The 22267-nt window shown below is 59.0% G+C and carries 22 protein-coding genes; 8 read left to right on the forward strand and 14 right to left on the reverse strand.

What is annotated here, in order from left to right; genetic code table 11:
- Positions 1–145 precede the first annotated feature (145 nt).
- Entirely contained in the window at positions 146–1771 is a 1626-nt protein-coding gene (locus tag ACEN8R_RS28485) for a methyl-accepting chemotaxis protein (protein ID WP_018930172.1), read from the forward strand.
- Positions 1772–1833: 62 nt separating this feature from the next.
- Here ACEN8R_RS28485 and ACEN8R_RS28490 read toward each other — a convergent pair whose 3' ends face one another.
- From ACEN8R_RS28490 to ACEN8R_RS28515, 6 genes are all read right to left on the reverse strand, one after another.
- Complete coding sequence (locus tag ACEN8R_RS28490; RefSeq protein ID WP_018930173.1) at positions 1834–2235, reverse strand: HvfA family oxazolone/thioamide-modified RiPP metallophore; 402 nt, start codon at positions 2233–2235, stop codon at positions 1834–1836.
- Between the two features lie 334 nt (positions 2236–2569).
- Entirely contained in the window at positions 2570–3868 is a 1299-nt protein-coding gene (locus ACEN8R_RS28495) for an NAD(P)/FAD-dependent oxidoreductase (protein ID WP_018930174.1), read from the reverse strand.
- A gap of 60 nt (positions 3869–3928) precedes the next feature.
- Entirely contained in the window at positions 3929–4102 is a 174-nt protein-coding gene (locus ACEN8R_RS28500; RefSeq protein WP_018930175.1) for a DUF3094 domain-containing protein, read from the reverse strand.
- Between the two features lie 161 nt (positions 4103–4263).
- Positions 4264–4890 carry a DUF1780 domain-containing protein gene (locus ACEN8R_RS28505; protein ID WP_007938395.1) on the reverse strand — a complete coding sequence of 209 codons (627 nt, stop codon included), beginning with the start codon at positions 4888–4890 and terminating at the stop codon, positions 4264–4266.
- 110 nt (positions 4891–5000) lie between these two features.
- A complete protein-coding gene (locus ACEN8R_RS28510; protein ID WP_018930176.1) occupies positions 5001–5450 on the reverse strand; it encodes a potassium channel family protein in 450 nt (149 codons plus the stop codon).
- Between the two features lie 22 nt (positions 5451–5472).
- The gene (locus ACEN8R_RS28515) at positions 5473–6576 is read right to left on the reverse strand and encodes an AI-2E family transporter (RefSeq protein ID WP_018930177.1); all 1104 of its coding nucleotides are present in this window, start codon (positions 6574–6576) and stop codon (positions 5473–5475) included.
- A 248-nt stretch (positions 6577–6824) separates the two neighbouring features.
- On the opposite strand from ACEN8R_RS28515, the gene ACEN8R_RS28520 reads away from it, so the two are divergent.
- Genes ACEN8R_RS28520 through ACEN8R_RS28530 form a run of 3 tightly spaced genes read left to right on the forward strand, consistent with a single transcriptional unit; the run spans position 6825 to position 10695 of the window.
- Positions 6825–8192 carry an aromatic acid/H+ symport family MFS transporter gene (locus ACEN8R_RS28520; RefSeq protein WP_018930178.1) on the forward strand — a complete coding sequence of 456 codons (1368 nt, stop codon included), beginning with the start codon at positions 6825–6827 and terminating at the stop codon, positions 8190–8192.
- Positions 8189–9409 carry a benzoate/H(+) symporter BenE family transporter gene (locus ACEN8R_RS28525; RefSeq protein WP_018930179.1) on the forward strand — a complete coding sequence of 407 codons (1221 nt, stop codon included), beginning with the start codon at positions 8189–8191 and terminating at the stop codon, positions 9407–9409. Before ACEN8R_RS28520 ends, ACEN8R_RS28525 begins: the two co-directional genes overlap by 4 nt.
- 17 nt (positions 9410–9426) lie before the next feature.
- Entirely contained in the window at positions 9427–10695 is a 1269-nt protein-coding gene (locus ACEN8R_RS28530) for an OprD family porin (RefSeq protein ID WP_018930180.1), read from the forward strand.
- A gap of 9 nt (positions 10696–10704) precedes the next feature.
- Here the strand turns inward: ACEN8R_RS28530 and ACEN8R_RS28535 are convergent, their stop codons facing one another.
- Positions 10705–10947 carry a DUF2790 domain-containing protein gene (locus tag ACEN8R_RS28535; protein WP_018930181.1) on the reverse strand — a complete coding sequence of 81 codons (243 nt, stop codon included), beginning with the start codon at positions 10945–10947 and terminating at the stop codon, positions 10705–10707.
- Between the two features lie 931 nt (positions 10948–11878).
- Between ACEN8R_RS28535 and ACEN8R_RS28540 the strand changes: the two genes are divergently transcribed.
- Together ACEN8R_RS28540 and ACEN8R_RS28545 are read left to right on the forward strand one after the other, a co-directional pair.
- Positions 11879–12568, forward strand: a complete 690-nt coding sequence (locus tag ACEN8R_RS28540) for an energy-coupling factor ABC transporter permease (RefSeq protein WP_018930184.1) — start codon at positions 11879–11881, stop codon at positions 12566–12568.
- A gap of 63 nt (positions 12569–12631) precedes the next feature.
- Complete coding sequence (locus tag ACEN8R_RS28545; RefSeq protein WP_007938959.1) at positions 12632–12847, forward strand: hypothetical protein; 216 nt, start codon at positions 12632–12634, stop codon at positions 12845–12847.
- A 9-nt stretch (positions 12848–12856) separates the two neighbouring features.
- Here ACEN8R_RS28545 and yacG read toward each other — a convergent pair whose 3' ends face one another.
- From yacG to pilB, 5 genes are read right to left on the reverse strand one after another with little or no spacing between them, the layout of a single operon-like run.
- The gene (yacG, locus tag ACEN8R_RS28550) at positions 12857–13057 is read right to left on the reverse strand and encodes a DNA gyrase inhibitor YacG (RefSeq protein ID WP_018930185.1); all 201 of its coding nucleotides are present in this window, start codon (positions 13055–13057) and stop codon (positions 12857–12859) included.
- Positions 13054–13677: a dephospho-CoA kinase gene (gene coaE / locus ACEN8R_RS28555; RefSeq protein WP_026286732.1), complete on the reverse strand. Its 624-nt coding sequence runs from the start codon at positions 13675–13677 to the stop codon at positions 13054–13056. Before coaE ends, yacG begins: the two co-directional genes overlap by 4 nt.
- On the reverse strand, positions 13674–14546 hold the full coding sequence (locus ACEN8R_RS28560) for a prepilin peptidase (protein ID WP_019582873.1): 873 nt from the start codon (positions 14544–14546) through the stop codon (positions 13674–13676). The genes coaE and ACEN8R_RS28560 overlap by 4 nt, the downstream gene beginning before the upstream one ends.
- Position 14547: 1 nt before the next feature.
- Positions 14548–15765 carry a type II secretion system F family protein gene (locus tag ACEN8R_RS28565; RefSeq protein ID WP_495624510.1) on the reverse strand — a complete coding sequence of 406 codons (1218 nt, stop codon included), beginning with the start codon at positions 15763–15765 and terminating at the stop codon, positions 14548–14550.
- 2 nt (positions 15766–15767) lie between these two features.
- Positions 15768–17468, reverse strand: a complete 1701-nt coding sequence (pilB, locus tag ACEN8R_RS28570; RefSeq protein WP_495624511.1) for a type IV-A pilus assembly ATPase PilB — start codon at positions 17466–17468, stop codon at positions 15768–15770.
- A gap of 226 nt (positions 17469–17694) precedes the next feature.
- Here pilB and ACEN8R_RS28575 point away from each other — a divergent pair, with 226 nt between their 5' ends.
- Together ACEN8R_RS28575 and ACEN8R_RS28580 are read left to right on the forward strand one after the other, a co-directional pair.
- Entirely contained in the window at positions 17695–18111 is a 417-nt protein-coding gene (locus tag ACEN8R_RS28575) for a pilin (protein WP_018930190.1), read from the forward strand.
- Positions 18112–18436: 325 nt separating this feature from the next.
- Complete coding sequence (locus tag ACEN8R_RS28580; protein WP_018930191.1) at positions 18437–18793, forward strand: BON domain-containing protein; 357 nt, start codon at positions 18437–18439, stop codon at positions 18791–18793.
- 173 nt (positions 18794–18966) lie between these two features.
- Here the strand turns inward: ACEN8R_RS28580 and ACEN8R_RS28585 are convergent, their stop codons facing one another.
- Both ACEN8R_RS28585 and ACEN8R_RS28590 read right to left on the reverse strand, forming a co-directional pair.
- Entirely contained in the window at positions 18967–19263 is a 297-nt protein-coding gene (locus ACEN8R_RS28585; protein WP_258612689.1) for a DUF2845 domain-containing protein, read from the reverse strand.
- Positions 19263–22250 carry a DUF748 domain-containing protein gene (locus tag ACEN8R_RS28590; protein WP_258612688.1) on the reverse strand — a complete coding sequence of 996 codons (2988 nt, stop codon included), beginning with the start codon at positions 22248–22250 and terminating at the stop codon, positions 19263–19265. The genes ACEN8R_RS28585 and ACEN8R_RS28590 overlap by 1 nt, the downstream gene beginning before the upstream one ends.
- Positions 22251–22267 lie beyond the last annotated feature (17 nt).

Raw genomic sequence — 22267 nt, forward strand, 5'->3', positions numbered from 1 at the left:
AAAATCCTCGTATCGAAAGATACGGGGATTTTTTTTGTCTGCGAAAAAGCAGATCGCTTCAAGTCATCGTACAACTTGCCGATAACGAGCTAACGGGGCACGGACAGGGCCTCGACTCCAGCCAATAAAAACAAAGGCGCTCGTTATGTTTCTTCGTCAGCTGAATATTGCCCCTCGCGCCGCGCTGGGTTTTGCCTTGATCGCGGTACTGGTGGCATTGCTCGGGGTATTTGCACTGGGGCAGATGTCGAGCATTCGCGACAGCGAGGTGGCGGTGGAGGCCCAATGGTTGCCGAGCATTCGCGGCGGTGACGAGATCCGCGAGCTCATGCTGCGCATCCGTACCATTTCCCTGCGCATGGCCTTGGATCAAGATCCGAAGAACATCGCCACTTACCGTAGCCAAATGGACACGCGCGACAAGGAATTGAGCGAGAAAATTGCCGCTTATGACAAATTGGTCACCACCCCTGAGGGCCAGGAGTTGTATGACCAGTTCAAAAAAACCTTCGCCGCCTACGGCAGCGGCATCGCCCAATCCTTCACCCTCGCTGAGCAAGGGAGGCGTGACGAGCTGACCAAACTACTTCTGGTCGACATGAAGACTGTTGTCGACGGTTCGGGCAAACAGCTCAACGATCTGGCGGAACTGTTCACCCGGCTAGTGGCCGCCGAGAGCCGGAAATCCCAAGAGCACTATGCCACCTCCCGGATGATCGTCAGCCTGTTTATTGCCCTCGCGGCGCTGGCCACGGTCGGCCTTGCGATGCTGTTGACCCGTAGCATCGTCAAACCCTTGGCAGAGGCGTTGAACGCTGCGGAAAACGTGGCACGAGGCGATCTGACCCGCCCCATCGAGACCCATGGCAACGACGAAGTGAGCCGCTTGCTCAAGGCGCTGGCGACCATGCAACACAACCTGCGTGACACCTTGCAGGGCATCAGCGGTTCGGCGGCGCAATTGGCGACGGCAGCCGATGAATTGAACGCGGTCACCCTCGACAGCACCCAGAATCTGCAACAGCAGAACAACGAGATTGAACAAGCGGCGACAGCCGTCACCGAAATGACCACCGCGGTGGAGGAGGTCGCACGCAACGCGGTTTCTACCTCTGACGCCACGCGCCAATCCAGTGAGTCGGCACACGTCGGCCATCAGCGAGTGAGCGAAACCGTGAGTGCCATCAGCGCCCTTGCCAGCGACGTGCAGACGACGGGCGGCTTGGTGCAGTCGCTGGCCAGCCAGTCTCAGGACATCGGCAAGGTGCTGGATGTGATTCGTGCCATTGCCGAACAGACCAATTTGCTCGCCCTCAACGCGGCCATCGAAGCGGCGCGTGCGGGCGAAAGTGGTCGAGGTTTCGCGGTGGTTGCCGACGAAGTGCGTGCCCTGGCGTACCGCACGCAACAGTCGACTCAGGAAATCGAACAAATGGTTCAGGGCATGCGTACTGGCTCAACCCGGGCGCTGGACTCCATGCAAGCCAGCTCCTCGCGGGCAGCCAGCACCCTGGCGTTGGCTGAGCATGCGGGTGAGGCGCTGCAGACCATCACCGCCTCGGTTCACCAGATCCACGAACGCAACCTGGTGATCGCCAGCGCCGCCGAAGAGCAGGCGCAAGTGGCGCGTGAAGTTGATCGCAACCTGGTGAACATTCGCGATTTGTCGGTACGCTCCGCTGCTGGCGCCGATCAGACTAGCGCCTCCAGCCATGAGCTGTCGCAGTTGGCCAATTCGTTACGGACTATGGTGCAGCGGTTTCAGTTGTAAATCCGCCGGACGAAAAAAAGCCCCGCTCCTCGATGGAGAAGCAGGGCCTGGTCTTCATTGGCTTAGCTGTTGTCTTTCAGGTGCTCGAACAAGCCTTTTGGCATTTTTTTGCCATTGGCTTCGTAGCTGGCTTTCACATTGTCGAAAGCCTCTTGTTCCGAGATTTGACCATCGTGGTTGGTGTCGATCTTGTCGAAGTCGCCCTTGGGCGCCACTTTCAGGAACTCCGCACGGGACACCTGACCATCGCCATCGGTGTCGGTCTTGGCCATCGAGGCATCGCCGCACTTGCCTTCGCCACATTTGCCTTCTGGGGTTTTTACCGAAGTTTCGGCGGAGGCGACCATGTAGCCCTGGGTCAGTGGCTGCGCGGCGAATACGGAACCGGACAACATCAGGCCGCCGGCCAGGACGGCACCGAGCAGGCCAACGGTGCTTTTGCTGAGAGTAGTGGTACGGGACATTACAAATCTCCTGGGTTGCACGACACAACCGTTCGATAAAGGACGCCACGCAAGTGCGGCGATGACCGAAGCAGGCGGTGCCTTGCTCGGGTGTGGCCATTTAGCGGGCGCGGTGTATCGCTACTGTGTCGTGCAAGGAGGGAGTTTGTAAGCGAAGGGGTGAAATCGTGGGGCAGATACAGTGAGACACATAGGTGTCAGGAAGTTGGACCGGGACGCATGATTCGCGGGCAAGCCTCTCTCCTACGGGGGAGTCGATCGCATCTTTCGATTTGACTCCGAACTGTAGGAGCGAGGCTTGCCCGTGAAGAGGCCCTAAGTGACGCCGAAGCTCTTAATGCAACTTGAGCCGCGGCTCGGTCCCACGCCCAATCTTGCTACCCAGCATCAACATCGCCGTACGGAACGCGCCATACAGCGCCATCTGGTGCATGCGGTACAGCGACACGTAAAACATCCGTGCCAGCCAGCCCTCGAGCATCACGCTGCCGGTCAGGTTGCCCATCAAGTTACCCACAGCCGAAAACCGCGACAGCGAGATCAGCGAGCCGTAGTCGGTGTATTTGTATTCCGGCAGGGCCTTGCCTTCGATCCGCAGTTTCAGCGATTTGGCCAGCAACGAAGCCTGTTGGTGGGCCGCCTGGGCACGCGGCGGCACATTGCGGTCGCTGCCCGGTTGCGGGCAGGCCGCACAGTCGCCGAAGGCGAAGATGTTCTCGTCGCGGGTGGTTTGCAGGGTCGACAGCACTTGCAGCTGGTTGATGCGGTTGGTTTCCAGGCCATCGATGTCCTTGAGGAAACCCGGCGCACGAATCCCGGCGGCCCAGACTTTGAGGCTGGCATTGATTACCTGGCCGTCGGCGGTAATCAGGCTGTCGGCGGTCACTTCGCTGACCGCGGCATTGGTCATGACGTTGACCCCGAGTTTCTCCAGGGTTTTATGCACAGGCCCGCCGATCCGCTCCGGCAGCGCCGGGAGAACCCGTGGCCCGGCTTCGATCAGGGTAATGTGCATGTTTTCCGGCTTGATCCGGTCCAGGCCATAAGCCGCCAGTTCATGGGCGGCGTTGTGCAGTTCCGCTGCCAGTTCGACCCCGGTGGCACCGGCGCCGACGATGGCCACGCTGATCTGTTGCACGGTGTCGGTCTGTCCGGCGTGCGCGCGCAGGTAGTGATTGAGCAGTTGCTGATGGAAGCGCTCGGCCTGTTTGCGGGTGTCGAGGAACAGGCAGTGTTGCGCCGCGCCTTGAGTGCCGAAGTCGTTGGTGGTGCTGCCGACCGCGATCACCAGCGAGTCGTAAGGCACTTCGCGCGCTGGTACCAGTTCAAGGCCAGCGTCGTCGTAGGTGGCGGCCAGCTGGATTTTCTTCTGTGTGCGATCGAGCCCGCTCATGCGCCCCAGCTGGAACTCGAAATGGTTCCATTTTGCCTGGGCAACATAGTTGAGTTCGTCTTCGGAAGAGTTGAGCGATCCAGCGGCCACTTCGTGCAACAGCGGTTTCCAGATGTGGGTCAGGTTCGCGTCGACCAGCATCACACTGGCCGTGCCGCGCTTGCCCAGAGTCTTACCCAGACGGGTAGCCAACTCCAGACCGCCGGCGCCGCCGCCAACGATGACAATACGATGAGTCATGGGGATATCTCGCAAGGCTAAAAGAAATCGGTGCAATTACCCGAGCGAGCGCGATGCAGCTCATAGCGTCAGGTAACTGATAAGTCGGCTCAACAGGCCTAAACCAATGGTCACTGCCACCACCACCACCAGGAGCATCCACGGCCGGAAAGGCCGGCGCTCGACTTGGTGCTGGGACAGGTGCAGGTACTCTTCGACATGCTTCTGGTCGTCGGGGTTCAGGCGGCTGGTCATAAAGGCCTCGTCGGGTAGACGTTGCTGAATGTGCAGACGTTACAGCAGATTGTCTGCAAGCGTTGAACGGTGCATGTGGTTCGGGTGAACGATTGCGCTTTGTAACATTCGGCCAGTGATTGCGCCATCTTGTGCAGTGTTGCCGGTATCTGTGGCGGGACTCACAAGCTGATCCCGACATCGAAGACGATGCTGCGTCCCAGGTTGCTGCGCAGGAAATCCGGGGCATCCGGGTGGGCGAAGAGCACGCGGGCGAAGGTCGGGCCGACCAGCGACAGCGAACGCCAGCCCTGGCGCAGGTATTCGGTGGGGGGCGGGAAGTGGCTGTTGAGGTCCAGCACTTCGCGCTTGAGGCTGGCGAAGGCGATGATGTCCAGATCCCCCAGGTCCATGCCGCGCTCTTTGTAGTTGTGGGCTTTTTTGCGCAAGGTTGGTGCCAGTCTCAGCAGAAATTCATTAGCCGGGATCCGCCGGGGCTTGGCCTCGCGGCGCACCAGCTGGCTCAGGGAGAACGCGCTGCGCCGACGTTGCAGCTCATCACGCCATTCATCATTGAGGCGCCGGCCCTCGTCGAGCACGAAGAACACCTCGAAATTCGCGTCGCGAAACAGCACGTCCGGCGGCTCTCCGGCGGGGGCAAACTCGTCGGCGCGATAGGGAATGTTCAGACCTTGCAGCAGGCGCTGGCAAACCCAACGCTCACGCTCCCATTTGCGGGCATTGGAAAGGAACGTGTTGGCTTGCTCGGCCGCAATGGTCAGCAGGCGTAAATAATCTGAGTCATCCATAGGCCCAAGCTTAGCGTTCAAATGTGATCTGAATAATAAAGTCTGTCGCAAAAGAAAAAAGGCTGTCGCGATTTCTTCAGATAGAACCTTACCTGCTTTTTCTGACGTACCTATAGGTGTTCGCGCTGTTGTAGCCTTTCCATGCTGTGTTTGATGACATCCATCACCGCAGCGGTCATGACTGAGGTAGAGACACCAAACATCAGGATGCCGTTGGCTGCTTCCAGTGGGCCAAGCAGACGCCAGCGTGGGGACATGATGATATCGCCATAGCCCAGCGTGGCGAAGTTGACTGCCGAGTGATAGAGCGCAGTGGCGAATTCGTCGAATTCGTCGAGCAACATGAACAGGGTGGCCCAGATGGCGATCTGCACGAAATTGCCGAGCAACATCAGCACCATGACCATCGACAGCAACAGGATATTCAGCCATTGCGATTCACGATTTGGATGGGTATGCCTGAAATGCACGTAATGGCGCAAACAGATAGTTATGAAAACGGCTTGCATCAGCAGGCAGAACAGCATCACAGGGAGACCGGCGAGTAGATTCAACAGCATGGCGATATCCTCGGAAGACGTGTCAGGTCGGTCCCTGGCGGTCTGTCCCGGGTTCTTGCGCTTGATCATCCACCCATTGCCAGAACAGCCGATAACCGACCGCCAATATCACAGGGCCGATAAACAGGCCGAGGATACCGCTCGTGACCATGCCGCCCAAGGCACCGATCAGCACCACCGGCATTGGCACATCGACACCTCGACCTAGCAGCAACGGCTTGAGGACGTTATCGACCAGGCCCGCAACGAAGACATAGATGGCAAACACAATGGTCGCCGTACTGGCACCTTCGTTCGCGAAGACGTAGACGATGACCGGAAGGGTAATCAGGGTGGCCGGTAATTGCATGATGCCGATAATCAGCACCGCCAAGGCGAGAAGACCTGCGCCGGGGATGCCCATGGACACAAAGCCGATGCCGATCAACAGCATCTGGATGAAGGCGATGCCAACCACGCCCAACGCCACTGCCCGGATGGTCGCGGTGCACAGCTCGGTGATTTTCGGTCCCTTGACCGGGCCGCAGAAGCGCGAAGCGATTTGCACTGCGCTGCGGTGGCCACTTTCACCATAGGCTAAAAAAATACCGGCAATAATCAGGGCAAAGATAAATAAAAGGAGCCCCATGCCGGCCCCCGCCAGCTTGCTCAGCAGGGAGAGGCTGACACCTTTGATTTGCGGTATGAACTTCTGTAACAGGTCGGGCAGGTTGGTGACAGCTTGTGTCCATAAGCCATGAAGGGGTTTGCCCACAAGTGGCCAGCCGGCCACCGCGTCGGACGGAGGGGGGATATGGAAACTGTCACTTTTGACCATGCTTATCGCCCGTTCCACGGAGTCTGCAATCGAGGTTCCCAACAAATAGGCAGGCACCATAAGGATGCAGATGGCGATCAGCACAATCAGCGTCGCGCTGAGCCCATCCTTGTTTCCCAGCGCGCCTTTGAACCTGACTTGTGACGGGTAGAGGGTGATTGCCAGGATTATCGACCACAGCATCAGATCGAGGAATGGACTGAATATCTGGAAGCAGAAAACCACCAGAACGGCGATCAACCCGGCACGAATCAGTACATCGAGCAGACCTCGGGAAAAAGCCTTTTCGGAAATGGGCGTGGGAACCATCGATTTTTCCTCCTATAGGAGCAAAGGCATGAGCCGGGTAAATCCAGCATAGACGTGCTCCTCGCCACAGGTTTCTCTGATTCAAGACCCTCTTTCCCCGCCCAACGCCCGGTTCCGGGCGGTGCACAAAACGGATAGCGATCTGCGCAAAGCGGATATTGCCCCGTGCCTGGCGACTTTACCCTCGGCTGTACGGACGTTAGCCGCGTTACCGACTCTTAAAAAAACAACAACAAGAGATAGATGCCATGCGCAAGATTGACGTACATGAGGTTATCGACAAGGCACGATTCAACCGCTTTCACTGGATGGTGCTGTTCTGGTGCGCCCTGATCATCATTTTCGACGGTTACGATTTGGTGATCTACGGCGTGGTGTTGCCGATGCTGATGAAAGAGTGGGGGCTCAGTCCTCTGCAAGCCGGCGCACTGGGAAGTTATGCACTGTTTGGAATGATGTTCGGCGCGCTGTTTTTCGGCCCGCTGTCAGACAAGATCGGTCGTAAAAAAGCCATCACCCTGTGCGTGATGCTGTTCAGCGGTTTTACCGTGCTCAACGGTTTTGCCAGTAACCCCACCGAGTTTGGCCTCTGTCGGTTCATTGCCGGGCTGGGCATTGGCGGGGTGATGCCCAACGTCGTGGCGCTGATGAACGAATACGCGCCGAAGAAAATCCGCAGCACGCTGGTGGCGATCATGTTCAGCGGCTACTCGGTGGGCGGCATGCTCTCGGCGGGGCTCGGCATCGTGCTGATCCCAAGTTTTGGCTGGCAGTCGGTGTTTTACGTGGCGGTGCTGCCGTTGCTGCTGTTGCCGTTGATCATGTACTTCCTGCCTGAATCGGTGGGCTTCATGCTGCGTCAGGGGCGCAATGAAGAGGCGCGCAACATTCTCCAGCGAGTCGATCCGGCGTACATCGCGCAAACCGGCGATCAGCTGCACATGAGCGAAGTGAAGGGCAGCGGCACCCCGGTGTTGCAGTTGTTTCGTGAGGGGCGGGCGCTGCGCACGCTGATGCTGTGGCTGGCGTTTTTCTGCTGCTTGCTGATGGTCTACGCCTTGAGTTCCTGGCTGCCGAAACTGATGGCAAACGCCGGTTACAGCCTGGGCTCGAGCCTGTCGTTCCTGCTGGTGCTCAACTTTGGCGCCATTTTCGGCGCGGTCGGCGGCGGTGTGCTGGGTGACAAACTCAACCTGCCGCGCGTGTTGGCGGTGTTCTTCGCCGGTGCAGCCGTATCGATCACCTTGCTTGGCTTCAACAGTCCGATGCCGGTGTTGTACCTGCTGATCGCCATCGCTGGCGCCACCACCATCGGCTCGCAGATTCTGCTGTACGCCTGCGCCGCGCAGTTCTACTCCATGGCCATTCGCTCCACCGGTTTGGGCTGGGCGTCGGGCATCGGCCGCAACGGCGCCATCGTCGGCCCGCTGCTGGGCGGTGCCTTGCTGGGGATCAGCCTGCCGCTGCAACTGAACTTCATGGCGTTTGCCTTGCCCGGTGCGGTGGCCGCCATTGCCATGACCGTGTTCGCGATCAGCAGTCAGCGCAGCACCAAACATGTGCTGTCGGGCCTGCGCCATGGTTCGCGTGACGGGTCTGTCGGCGACGTTTCATGAAAGCGTTATTCCGGGATTTTTCCTTGTCGGCTGCCGTCGCCGGATTTATCGCGACGGTGATTTCCTACGCGGGCCCCTTGGTGATCATCTTTCAAGCCGCCGAAACCGCGCACCTCTCGCGAGAAGTGCTGTCGTCGTGGGTCTGGGCGATTTCCATCGGCAGCGCCGTGCTCGGTATCGGTTTGAGCTTGCGTTGCCGGGTGCCGGTGATCATTGCGTGGTCGGCGCCGGGCTCGGCGTTGCTGGTGGCGTTGTTGCCTGGAATATCCATGCCCGAAGCGGTGGGCGCGTACCTGGTCAGCAGCCTGATTATCTTCCTGGTCGGGGTGTCGGGGGCATTTGACCGGATCATCGGCAAACTGCCCGCGGCGATTGCGGCGGCGATGCTGGCGGGGATTCTGTTCAGTTTCGGCACCGGGTTGTTCGTCTCGTTGCAAGGCAAGCCGCAGCTGGTGCTGGCGATGTTTGCCACGTACCTGATCTGCAAACGGGTGATGCCGCGTTATGCGGTGTTGATGGTGCTGCTGGTGGGCTGTTCCATCGCGTTTCTCGCCGGTGATTTGCACCGCGAAGCGCTGGTGATCGGTTTGGCCACGCCAGTGTGGATCACGCCTGCGTTCAGTTTGAGCGCGACGCTGAATATCGCCTTGCCGCTGGTGATGGTGGCGCTGACCGGCCAGTTTGTCCCCGGCATGGCGGTGCTGCGCGCCAGCGGCTACGCAACGCCCGCCGGCCCGATCATCGCCAGCAGTGCGTTGGGCACTGCGCTGTTGGCGCCGTTCGGTTGTCACGGGCTGAATCTGGCGGCGATTACCGCCGCCATCTGTACCGGTCGCGAGGCCCATGAAAACCCGGGCAAACGCTATGTGGCCGGGGTGGTGGGCGGTCTCTGTTATTTGGTGCTGGGGATCTTCGGCGCCACGCTGGTTTCGTTGTTTTCGGCGTTTCCCAAGGAGTTGATCGCGGCCCTGGCCGGGCTGGCGCTGTTCTCCGCGATCGCCGGGGCACTGGCTGGCGCAATGGCGGTGCCGAGTGATCGTGAAGCCGCACTGGTGACCTTTCTCACCACCGCCTCGGGCATGTCGCTGTTTGGGTTGTCTGCCGCTTTCTGGGGACTGATTTTCGGCATGGTCACCCACTGGTTGTTAAACGCCCGGCGTCCCATCGCTCGCAGCGCAAATGCTGCGACTGAAGCACTTCAACCTGTCGATCAATAAAAATAAGAGAAAAAACGATGAAACAGATTTTTCCAACAACCGGGTCAGTGTTGTCCATCGCTGTCGTCTCGAGTTTCTCCACCGGTGCGGTGGCCGCCGAGGGCGGCTTCATCGAAGACAGCACCGCCACCTTGCAAGCGCGCAATTACTACTTCAGCCGGGACTTCTCCGACATCGTCGGGGCCAATAAACAGTCGAAGGCCGAAGAGTGGGCACAGGGCTTCATTCTCAACGTCAAATCCGGTTATACCCAGGGTCCTCTCGGTTTTGGTGTGGATGTCATTGGCCTGCTCGGCCTCAAACTCGACAGCAGCCCGGACCGGGTCAATACCGGTTTGTTGCCGGTGCGCAATGATGGACGCGCGGCGAATGAATACAGTCGTCTGGGGGGCGCGCTGAAGGTGCGTTACTCCAAGACCGAATTGAAGGTGGGTGAGCTGCAACCCAACCTGCCGGTGCTGGCCTTCAGCGATATCCGTCTGCTGCCGCCCAGCTATCAGGGCGCAAGCATCAGCTCCAATGAGATCGAAGGCCTGACCTTACAGGGCGGTCATTTGAGTTCGACCAGCCTGCGCAACGAGGCTGGCGATGAAAAGATGCAAGCCATGCTCGGTCATGTACCCCAGCGTCAGGTCAGCAGCGATGGTTTCAACTTTGCCGGCGCCGACTACGCGTTCAATGATAAACGCAGCTCGGTCAGTGCCTGGTTCGGGCAATTGGAGGATATCTACAACCAGCGTTTTCTCGGCTTCAAGCACAGCGAGCCGTTGGGTGACTGGACCCTGGGCGCCAACCTTGGCTATTACGATTCGCGCGAGGACGGCAAAAAATTACTGGGCAACATCGACAACCGGGCGTTCTTCTCTTTGCTGTCGGCCAAGCGCGGCGGTCACACGTTTTATGTCGGCTATCAGGGTATGTTCGGCGACAGCGCCTTCCCGCGAGTGTTTGCCAACATCTCACCGCTGGGCAACGAGGTGCCGACCTACGAGTTTGCCTACACCGACGAGCGTTCCTGGCAGGCGCGTTACGACTACGACTTCGCCGCCCTCGGTGTGCCGGGGCTGACCAGCACCGTGCGTTACATCACCGGCAATAACGTCGACGCCGGCAAGGGGTTTGAAGGTAAGGACCGCGAGCGCGATCTGGACATCGGCTATGTGTTGCAAAGCGGCAGCCTCAAAGGCCTCGGGATCCGCGTGCGCAACGCCATGGCGCGCTCCAACTACCGCAGTGATATTGACGAGAACCGCCTGATTCTCAGCTACACATGGAAGTTGTTATGACCGGAGCGATCACAGATCGGTGGTGCAGTTGCCCATGACTTCGTACGTCACGCGATGGGTCTGGCCCTGATGGTCGATATATTCCATGGTCGCTGGCACGACTCCGCAGGCGGTTGCGGTGTCTGTCACTGAAACGACCTTGGCGATGTCCAGTGGTTGTGCCGGGTTGTACGGGGTGGCAGCGGCTGGCTCGTTGGCGGCCAGGGCCGAGGTGGCGGCGAGGGTCAGGAACAGGCTGGTCAGGGTTTTCATTTTTCTGTGCTCTGTGTGGGTTCCAGTGTCTGAATTTTAGTCTTTGCCTGTGGGCGATAAAGGGGGCTGGGTCTGATTCAGTCTTGCGAGAAATGTAACAATCGCTGTTGATTGTGTGCATATCCGTTTCTGCGGTAGTGCCGGCTGGCGGTTTCGCTCTTACAGCGAGTCACTTTGAAAAGCCCAAAGTAACCAAAGGCTCTTGCCCCTTTCGTTCGGCCCTTCGCCTAGGCTCAGGGTGCCCTCGCTCCGGTCCTGCTCCGTGGGCCCGCCGCCATCGGCCATCCATGGCCGGGGGCGGCTAACCCGGCATCCATGCCGGGTTGCCCACTGCGCAGAACCTCCACTCGGCCTCTCGAGGGGGCGTGCACCGCAAAAGCAAAAGCGAGGCGGCCTACCAGCCGGCCTGACTTCAAGATAACGCGTTTCCCTGTAAGAGCTGCCGAAGGCTGCGATCTGTTGCTGTTGCTGTTGCTGTTGCTGTTGCTGTTGCTGTTGCTGTTGCTGTTGCTGTTGCTGTTGCTGTTGCTTTGGCTTTTGATCTTGATCTGTCTGCCCCTTTCCCAGAGGCCGAACGCAGGTATTGCGCAGGGGGCACCGCGGCAGGGATGCCGCGGTAGCCGCCCCCGGCCATGGATGGCCGATGGCGGCGGGCCCCCGGAGCAATGCCGGAGTGAGGGTATGCCGAGCCTAAGCGAGGCACCGAATGGCGGGGCAAAGCGCTTTGGTTACTTTCGCGCTTTTCGAAAGTGACCCGCCGTAAGGGCGGAACCCTAGGTGGTCGTTACCGCAGAAATGGATATGTACCCAATCGTGGAGCCCCCCCGGGGCCGGTACAAATGTGTATACCAACCCGAAGTCGAAGGGAGTAAAGGCCGGTGTAGACTGATGACCTGTTCTCTTCTGGTAAGACAAAGGAGTGTGCCCAGCCATGATCGGTGCCGAGTTACTGTCATCCGAAACCCTGACGGTGGGTTGGCTGATCTATATACCGGCGCTGATCTGGGCAATTGCACGAGCGCCATGGGTCGAACTGTTCAGCGACAGCCGCCGCCAGCATCTGTTGTTCGGTACGGTGTTTGCGCTGTTCATGCTGTGGCTGGTGCGACGGGACTTCGATACCGGTGTGTCCTATCACTTCATCGGCATGACCGCCGTGACCTTACTACTGGATTGGCCGTTGGCGATTGTCGGCGGGTTGGTCGCGCAGGTGGGCTTGGTGTTGCTCGGGCGTCAGGACCTGGCCGCTGTCGGGGTCAATGGCGCTCTGCTGATCCTGCTGCCGGTGCTGGTCACCGAGTGCTGCGCCATCCTGGTGGAGCGCGCGCAGCCACGTAATCCCTTCGTGTACATCTTCTGTTCCGGTTTTTTTGCCGCTGCGCTGTCGGCCTTGTTGTGCCTGATCCTGACGCTCACGCTGCTGTGGTACGACGAGCGATTCGTCATGCCGTACTGGCTGGAAGACTTTGTCGGTTACCTTTGGCTGCTGATTTTTCCGGAAGCGTTCATCAACGGCATGGTGGTCAGCGCGTTGGTGGTGTTTTGCCCAGAATGGCTGGAGACGTTCAATCGCACGCGCTATCTATCGGCGCCCTGGAAAGATGACGATCCCAAATCTTGATCCACATCAAATCCAAAAAACGTTGACGAATCCATGCTTCGGAAAACCTTCAGGAGCATCGAAATGAGTGTCTACGAGTGGGCCAGGCAGGAGTTGCGTCAGAGTCTGGATGTGGCGCAAGAGGTGGGCTTCGATCCGGGGTTGAGCCTGCGCGCCTTGCTCAGTGCGGTGGTGCAGCAGAGCAAGGCAGTGCGCAATATCGAAGACCTGGCCGATGAGTTGCGGTTTCTCGCCGAGAACCTCGACGAGGGCCAGGACTATGGCTTTATGCGGCCCTGATGGCCGGGATCAGTGACGCGGGTCGAAGTCGCCGCTGAACATCTCGTCCTCGGCATCAGGGGGCACCGGGATCTTGTGTTCTTCCGACGCCCAGGCGCCCAAGTCGATCAGTTTGCAACGGTCCGAACAGAACGGCCGGAACTTGCTCTCGGGGCTCCATTCGACAGGGGCGCCACAGGTTGGGCATTCGACGGTCGGGGTTTGGCTCATGACTGGCCTCCACGCAAAGTAAGGTAAAAGTGATGCAGGCGTTCGACCTCGCTGTGCAGCCAGGCGAGGTCGCGGTCGTTGACCACCACATCGTCGGCATGGCTCAAGCGGTCCTGTCGGCTGGACTGAGCCTTGAGGATCGCCTGGACTTGCTGTTCGCTGGTCTGGTCACGCTGCAGGGTGCGTTCGATCTGTAACTGTTCCGGGGCATCGATCACCAGGACCCGTTGGGTCATGGCGTACTGCCCGGACTCGATCAGCAGCGGCGAAACCAGAATCGCGTAAGGCGATTGTGCCTTGGCCAGATGATGGGCGATTTCCTCGGCGATCAACGGATGCAGTAGCGCTTCGAGCCAGCGGCGTTCTTCCGGCACCTCGAAGATCAGCTTGCGCAGGGCTGCACGATCCAGCTGGCCATCGGCTTGCAACACGCCGGGGCCAAAGTGCTCGGCGATTTTTGCCAGTGCCGGGCGACCGGGTTCGACCACCCAGCGAGCCGCATGATCGGCGTCGACCACGTGCACGCCGAGGTCGATGAAGTGCTGCGCGGCCGCGCTTTTGCCGCTGCCGATGCCGCCGGTCAGGCCGAGAATCCAGGGTTTTTCCACAGGGGTATTCATTTCAAACCGACAAACTGCCAATAGAAGCCGGTTATTTGACCACCCCAGAGCAAGGCAATCCAGCCGGCAATGGCCAGATAGGGTCCAAAGGGTAGCGGCGTCGAGGTTTTCGCATCCCGCAGGCGCAGCAAAATCACCCCGAGAATGGCCCCTACCAGCGATGACAGCAGAATGGTCATGGGCAGGATCTGCCAGCCGCCCCAGGCGCCGAGCATCGCCAGGAGCTTGAAGTCACCGTAACCGATGCCGTCCTTGCCGGTGACCAGCTTGAACAGCCAGAACACCGTCCACAGCGCCATGTAGCCGGCCACCGCGCCCCAGAACGCGTCATGCAGTGATACGAAGAGCCCGAAGCTGTTGAGGACCAGTCCCAACCACATCAATGGCATCACCAGTACGTCCGGCAACAGTTGATGTTCGGCATCGATCAGGCTCATCGCCAGCAGGCCCCAACTCAGGACCAGCACCATGCAGGCCTGCCAGCCGAAACCGAAATGCCAGGCGACGAACGCCGACAGCAGGCCGCAGGCCAGTTCGGTCAGCGGGTAACGTTTACTGATCGGCGCTGCGCAGCTCGAGCATCGCCCACGTAAAAACAGATAACTGAGTATTGGAATGTTCTCCCACACTCGAATCCGATGGCCGCAGTGAGGACACTCGGAGTGGGGCAATATCAGGTTGTAGGTCGGGCCGGGGGCTTCGGCTGGCAAGTCCAGTACGTCATGGGCCTGCAGGCGCCATTCACGCTCGAGCATTTTCGGCAGGCGCCAGACCACCACGTTGAGAAAACTGCCGATCAGCAGGCCGATCAGCCCTGCGGTAATCACAAAGGCCAGCGGGTTGAGGCTCAGAAATTCGTTCAAGGACATATCAGACCGCTGAGCCGAGTTGGAAGATGGGCAGGTACATTGCAACTACCAGCCCGCCGACGATAACCCCCAGCACCACCATGATGAAGGGTTCCATCAGGCTGGTCAGGTTATCGACCATGTTGTCCACCTCGGCCTCGTAGAAACTCGCGACCTTGTCGAGCATGTCGTCCAGCGCGCCGGACTCTTCGCCAATGGCCGTCATCTGGATCGCCATGGTCGGAAAGATACCGGAGGTACGCATGGAAAAATTCAGCTGCATGCCGGTCGAAACGTCCTGCTTGATGCGCAACACCGCTCGCTTGAACACGATATTGCCGGTCGCGCCCGCCACTGACTCCAGGGCTTCGACCAGTGGCACGCCGGCGGCAAACGTCGTCGACAGGGTGCGGGCGTAACGGGCCACGGCGGACTTGTACATGAGCGCGCCAACCAACGGCAGTTTCAGCAGCCAGGTGTCCGTCCGGTCGCGAAAGCCCGGGGAATTCTTGAAGGCATGGCGCAGGCCGAAGATCCCCCCAGCCAACACGCCGAGTATCATCCACCACCAGTCCTGCATGAACTCCGACAAGCCGATGACCATCACGGTGAACGCCGGCAGTTCGGCGCCGAACCCCGAGAATACCGACTGGAATTGCGGCACAACCTTGACCAGCAGAATGCCGGTCACAATGATTGCGACGAACACCACGGCCAGCGGGTAGGTCATGGCTTTCTTGATCTTGGCCTTGAGGCTTTCGCTCTTTTCCTTGTAGGTCGCCACCCGTTCCAGCAGGGTATCCAGGGCACCGGCCTGCTCGCCGGCATCCACCAGGTTGCAGTACAGCTCGTCGAAATACTGGGGCTTTTTGCGCAGGGCCGCAGCGAAGCTGTTACCGGCCGCGACTTCCTGTTTCACCTCGTCCACCAACTTGCGCATGTTCGGGTTATCGAAGCCTTCGCCGATGATCTCGAACGATTGCAGCAGCGGTACGCCGGCTTTCATCATGGTCGCCATCTGCCGGGTAAACAGGGCAATGTCCAAGGGTTTGATGCGCTTACCAGCACTGAAAATGGACGTGGACTTTTTCCGCACCTTGCCCGGGTTGATGCCCTGCTTGCGCAACTGGGCCTTGATCAGCGCGGGATTTTGACCGGTCAACTCGCCGGTCATTCTCGCGCCTTTGCGATCTGTGCCCTCCCAGGCATACACGCTGATTTTCGCTGCTTTGACCGCCATATTCAGTCCTTCGTGACCCGGTTGATTTCTTCAAGGCTGGTGATGCCTTGCATGGCCTTGAGCAAGCCCGAGGTGCGCAGGTCGTTGAAGCCGTCCTTACGCATCTGGAGGTCGATCTCCAGTGAATTGCCTTCGGCCATGATCAGCCGTTGCAGGTCAGGGGTGTTCTTTACCACTTCATAAATCCCCACTCGCCCTTTGTAGCCGGCGTTGCATTGATTGCAGCCGACCGGTTCATAGATCGTGAACGAGCCGATGCGTTCCTCGGGGAAGCCTTCCTTGAGCAGCGTCTCGCGGGGAATCTCGATGGGTTTCTTGCAATGGCTGCACAACTTGCGCGCCAGGCGCTGGGCAATGATCAGGCTGACCGAGGTCGCAATGTTGAAGCCCTGAATCCCCATGTTGTGCAGGCGGGTCAGGGTTTGCGCGGCGCTGTTGGTGTGCAGGGTGGAAAGCACCATGTGCCCGGTCTGGGCGGCCTTGATGGCAATTTCGGCAGTTTCGAGGTCGCGGATTTCGCCGACCATGATCACGTCCGGGTCCTGGCGCAGAAACGAGCGCAACGCTTGGGCGAAATCCATTCCCTGCCTGGGATTGACGTTGACCTGGTTGATGCCCTCCATGTTGATTTCCACCGGGTCTTCGGCAGTGGAGATGTTGATGTCGACGGTGTTGAGTATGTTCAGCCCGGTATAGAGCGACACGGTCTTGCCTGAACCGGTGGGCCCGGTCACCAGGATCATCCCCTGTGGTTGCTTGAGGGCGGCCATGTACAGGTCTTTCTGCTCCGGCTCATAGCCGAGGGCATCGATGCCCATTTGCGCGCTGGACGGATCGAGGATCCGGATTACCACTTTTTCGCCCCACAGGGTCGGCAGGGTGTTGACCCGGAAGTCGATGGACTTGCTCTTGGACAGGCGCATCTTGATCCGCCCGTCCTGGGGTTTGCGCCGCTCGGAGATGTCGAGACTGGCCATGACTTTGAGCCGGGAAGCAATGCGGTTGGCCAGTTGCGTGGGTGGCTTGGCGACTTCATGCAGGATGCCATCGGTGCGCATCCGCACGCGGTAGGTTTTTTCGTAGGGTTCGAAATGCAGGTCGGAAGAACCGCTCTTGATCGCATCGAGCAACATCTTGTGGACGAAGCGCACCACGGGCGCATCATCGGTGTCCTGCCCGGCGATGGCGTCCTGTTTCTGGTCGTCGACCGACTCGATGTCCAGACCGTCGAGGTCGACATCGGCCATCTCTTCCAGGCCGGTGGCGTGGCTGTCGAAGAATTTTTCGATGGCGTCGCTGAGCTTGTCTTCTTCGACCAGGATGGCTTCGGTGTTCAGCCCGGTACTGAACTGGATGTCGTTGATGACCTGTTGATTGCTCGGATCGGAAACCCCCACGAACAGTTTGTTGCCGCGTCGCCAGAGGGGGAGGGCGTGGTGCTGGCGGATCAGTTTTTCGCTGACCAGCCCCTTGGGCTGGGTGTCTTTTTCCAGGCAGTTGAGGTCCAGCAGGGCCATGCCGAAATGCTCCGAAGCCACCTCGGCGACCTGCCAGCTTTTCAGCAGTTTGTTTTGCACCAGATAACTGACCAGTGAGACTCGATCGCGTTGGGCTTGCTGATATGCCTGTTGCGCACTTTGATCAGTGATCAGCTCGGCCAGCACCAATTGCTTGGCCAGACCGCTAAGGGCAATGTCATTCATTGGGATTCCGGACGCAGGCGGTTAATGACTTATAGCCTAGTCAAACAGTGGAACCAAACCAGCCGAGGTGAGGTGACAAAAAATGTCAGAAACTGCGGAATCTGGGAGTAGGAAAGGTCTTTGTCGTGATCCCGAGCCCAGTCTGCAGGGGCGCATACGACTTGGCATGACCTGTGCTGCACCCTGTACAGATCATGAGATTTCGACTCATGCATGGAGCCTGTCTATGAAAAATCAAAATGGTTTTACCCTGATCGAACTGCTGATCGTGGTGGCGATCATCGGGATTCTGGCGACGTTTGCGTTGCCGCAGTATTCGAAGTACCAATCACGGGCGAAGGTCACCGCTGCGCTTGCGGAAATCTCGGCACTGAAGGTGCCTTTCGAAGACATTATGAATCAGGGCACAGATCCTACCCTCGCTTTGATCGGCGGTACGGCGACTACAGGTAACTGCACGATTACGGCATCGGGTACCACCGCTACCGGTGTGGGCACTATTGCCTGCACGATCCTCAATGCTCCAGGGCCTGTGCTCAGCAAGACCATTACGCTTTCGCGTACCCTTGCCGGTGGCTGGACATGTGGCACCACGGTTGCGCCGGAGTACAGTCCAAAAGGCTGCACCGCCAGCGGTACCTGATTCACTTTGCCAGGCATACCCAGTGCCCCGTTCTCACGACACGGGGCATTTTTTTGCTCGTCATTTGGGGGCGATCCGATAATTCAGAAAACCCCCGACAATTCATGCCCTTAGGCAGGCCTGCGCTAAAACCCGCAACTTGCATGTAGATAATGTCGCACTCATGCATTTTGCATGATTTCGAAAAATGTAATTTTTATTAAGTTGTTGATTTATAGGTATTTATTTTTAGGTCGCTAGTTGGCACAGCGTTCGCACTCTCTCTGGTAACCCTGCTGACAAGACGACACGCAGCAGATTTTCCAGAAGAACAGGAGTTACTCGTATGAAAAAGTTCGCTATCGCTGCCGCTACTGCTACCGCGCTGACCCTGACGATGGCCAACGCTGCATTCGCCCAGACCAGCCATACCACCCAGGCTCCCATGACGCTGGCCGCCGGTGAAGTGACCAAAGCCAAGGAAGCTACTTCCGATACCTGGATCACGACCAAAGTCAAAGCAGACCTGGTGACCGAAAAAGGCATCCCGGGTACCGACATCAAAGTTGAAACCAACAAAGGCGTCGTGTCGCTGTCGTCCACAGTTGCGCTGACTGAAGCTCAGAAAACCACCGCCGTGGCCATCGCCAAGAAAATCAAAGGCGTCAAAGCGGTGTCCGCTGACGGCCTGAAAACCGAGTAAGGCAAGGCTTCTCGCCTGGACCGGGAGAAGATGCGGCAGGCGGGCCAGGTCATACGTCTGTCGCTTTTTGAGAGTTCATGCGAAAGGCCATATGGACGTGGCCGTTACAGGCCCCGACATTCGTGTCGGGGCCTGTTCTATTGGGAGCAACGCAAAAAACTGTGGGCGCGAGTTCAGTTACCGCGTTTGCTGGTGATTTGAACCAATCGGTTTCCTTCAAAGCGCAGGTACTGGTACATCCCGCTGTTGGGCCCGTAGGTCCATTCTTCGACCTGAAACTCTTCCCGTCGATTGGCGCTGCGCTTGTAGCCAAGCAGGTCGCGGGCGACGGGCTCTCCGCATTTTTGCAGCACTTCGCTGGACCTGTCCCCGACGCTGATCAATTGACTGCCGCAGCGCAGGGTATCGGCCGCCGCGGCTTGGCCGGCAGCCAATACCAGGGCCAGGCTTATAAGCCATTGCGCGCCCATCACTCGGCATCCAGATGCAAGGCCGTCACCACGCGGCCATCACTTTCGGCCTCACCGAGGTTGGCGTCGATGAAGTACACGCGGTCATCGGCCAGCTGCCCTTTGTCCACCAGGTAGTCCTTGATGCTGCTGGCCCGTTCCTGGCCCAGCTGACGCAACAGAACCTCGCTGGAGCTCCAGAAACCGATCACGCTTTCACGCATTTTTTTGTTGCGTTCTTCCTTGCCCAGATCCTTCCATTCCGCGGGCGGCTGGATCTTGAGGCGTGTGCGGTAGATTCCTTCGAGCAGCGGGCCTTTCTCGCTGTCCGGCACTTCCAGCATGGTGGCCTGGGCCGGCACCTTGTCACCGCGGCGCTGGAGCATTTTGTAGTAGTTGTACTGGTATTCCCGTTCCAGGCGTTGCTCGGCGAGCAGCGGGCCGTCGCTGCTCTTGGCGGCAGTGCCTTCGATTTCAAGACGCAGGGCCGGACGCTCCTTGAGTGCCTGGGACAATTTGATCAGTGTCGCTTCGGCTTCCTTGCTCAAGTCACTTGAACCTGGTGCAAACGCCACGGTGCCCAAGTCCTCTGAACCACCGCCGCTGACCAGCCCGCCAATCATTTTGAACGGTGCCGCGGCCGCCTTCACGATCAGATTGCGCAGGGTCTGCCAGATGATCGGCATGATGCTGAACTGCGGGTTGTTCAGGTCGCCGCTCACCGGCAGTTCGATGGAAATCTTGCCGTCGACATCCTTGAGCAAGGCAATCGCCAGTTTCAGCGGCAGGCTTACTGCATCCGGACTGTCGACTTTTTCACCCAGTTGCAGCTGCTCGACCACCACTTTGTTTTCGGCCAGGAGCTGACCGTTGGTGATCTTGTAATGCAGATCCAGATTGAGCCGGCCCTTGCGGATGCGGTAACCGGCGAACTTGCCGGAATAGGGCGTCAGGGTCGTCAGTTCTACCCGTCTGAAACTGGTAGCGATGTCCAGGCTGGCCATTGGGTCGAACGGGTTGACCGAGCCCTTGATGGTCACCGGCGCATAGCGGTCGACCTTGCCTTTGACGTCGACGTTGGCCGGTTTTACATGGCGGCTGTCGATGGTGCCGATGTTCCCGTTCAGTTGTTGGACGGCCGTGGCGAAGTTCGGCGTCAGGCTGAAGTCGGCGAAGTTTGCCGAACCGTCATTGATGGCAATGCCGCCGATGTGGATGCCCAGCGGTTTTTCTTTTCCGGCTGCCGGTTTGGCCGCGGCGGTCTTGGCGCCGGAGTCGGCCGGTTGCGGGATCAGCAGGTCATCGATGTTGGTGGTGCGGTCATCGTTGATCATGAAACGCGCATAGGGCTGGAACAGATTGACCTTGTCGATCGACAGGCTGTCGCCGTGCTGATAGTTCAGGCCTTCGAGCGCCAACTGTTGCCACTTGAGGAAGTCTCGGGTTTTCAGAGTGTCGAGGGTATGCAACTGGTCGATCTGGGCTTTGCCTGTGACGCTGAACGCCAGCGGCTCGGTGCTTTTCAAGTCGACCGCCAGATCACTGCCCAGCATGCCGCTACGCAGTTCGAGGCGAATGAACGGATTGATGTAGGACTGGGCGACGCGCAGGTCGATATCCCTGGTCTGCACGTTCAGTTTGGCGCTGATCGGGGCCAGATTGACCGTGCCGTCCGCCATGATCTTGCCTTGCTTGCCCACGCCCGTGTCGAGCTTGAGATTGAAAGGGGAGCCGTTGAGGCTGTCGAAATTCTGCAGGTCCAGGTTCAGCGGGCCGAGCTCCAGCGCTACGGCGGGTTGTGCCTTGCGGTCGGCCAGGTGCACCTGATAATTACGCAGTTGCACGTCTTTGAGCAGCACCTGCCAGGGCTTGCTCGGCGCAGTCGGTTCGGGCTTCGGTGAATCGGCTGCCGCGGGTGTGCTGGTGGGTTCGGCGTTGGCTTTGGCCGCCTGTTTGGATGGCTGGCTGGCGAACAGTTTTTGCCAATCGAGTTGCCCATCGGCTTCGAGGGCTGCCCAGGTTTCCAGTTTCTGGCTGCGGATCTTGCCGACCACCACTTGCTGCTTGGCCAGGTCCACGGTGGTGTCGCTGATGTCCAGACGTTCGAGCTTCGCCAGCGGTCGGCCGTCCGGCGCCTTGATGGCGAAAGGCGCGACGCTGACGGCGACGTTGTCCAGCAGCAGTTCGGTGCCTTTGTTCAGATTGAGTTTGTAGTCGGTGCTCAGGTTCAGGACGCCGTTTTCCAGGACCAGTGGCACAGCATCGCGCACATAGGGCCAGAAGGATTTCATCTTGCCATCGGTGATTCTCAGCTTACCTTCAGAGGCGATCGGGCTCAGGCTGAAATTGCCGGTCCAGTCGATCTGCCCGCCGGCCGGGCCGACCGCGACCAGGGTCATGTCGGCGTTGTCGTCGGGCAGGGTGCTGAGGTTCTTCAGCTCGAAATCGAGTTTGTCGTAGAGGAACTCGATGGGCTCGCTGGGCCGGGCATCTACGAAATGCAGGTAGCCGCCGGCCAGTTTGATCCGCTCCACGCGCAGCGGGAAGGGTTTGGCGTTCGGGTCGACCGGGGTCGGTTCGCTGGCGGGGATTTTGAACAGCCCGAGAAGATTGAGCTGGCCGTCCTTGCCGAAGAGTATTTCGGTCTTGGGTTTGTCCAGTTCGATATCCGACAGATGCAGCGCCTTGGTCCACAGGCTGTCGATCTGCAGGTTGGCGTACAGGCGTTCGAAGCCCACTTGTTCCTTGCCCGGCTCGCCGATGATCAGGCCCCAAAGGGTTACTTCAAGGCTGAACGGGTTGAGTTCGATCCGCGAAATCGTCGCGGGCGTCGTGGCGTAGTTGGCCAATTGCTGGTTGGCAACCCGCAACGCGATGCCCGGCAAAATCAGAAACCCCAGCAGGCTGTAAAGGGCCAGGGCTGTTAACAGGGCGCCGATAGCGCGGATCAATCCTTTGGGCATGTGTGGCTTCATCTGTCGGAATCGGAGTGCCTTGGAGTATGGCATGCGTTTGCGGTTCCGAA

The organism is Pseudomonas sp. Pseusp15 (genome assembly GCF_059492165.1).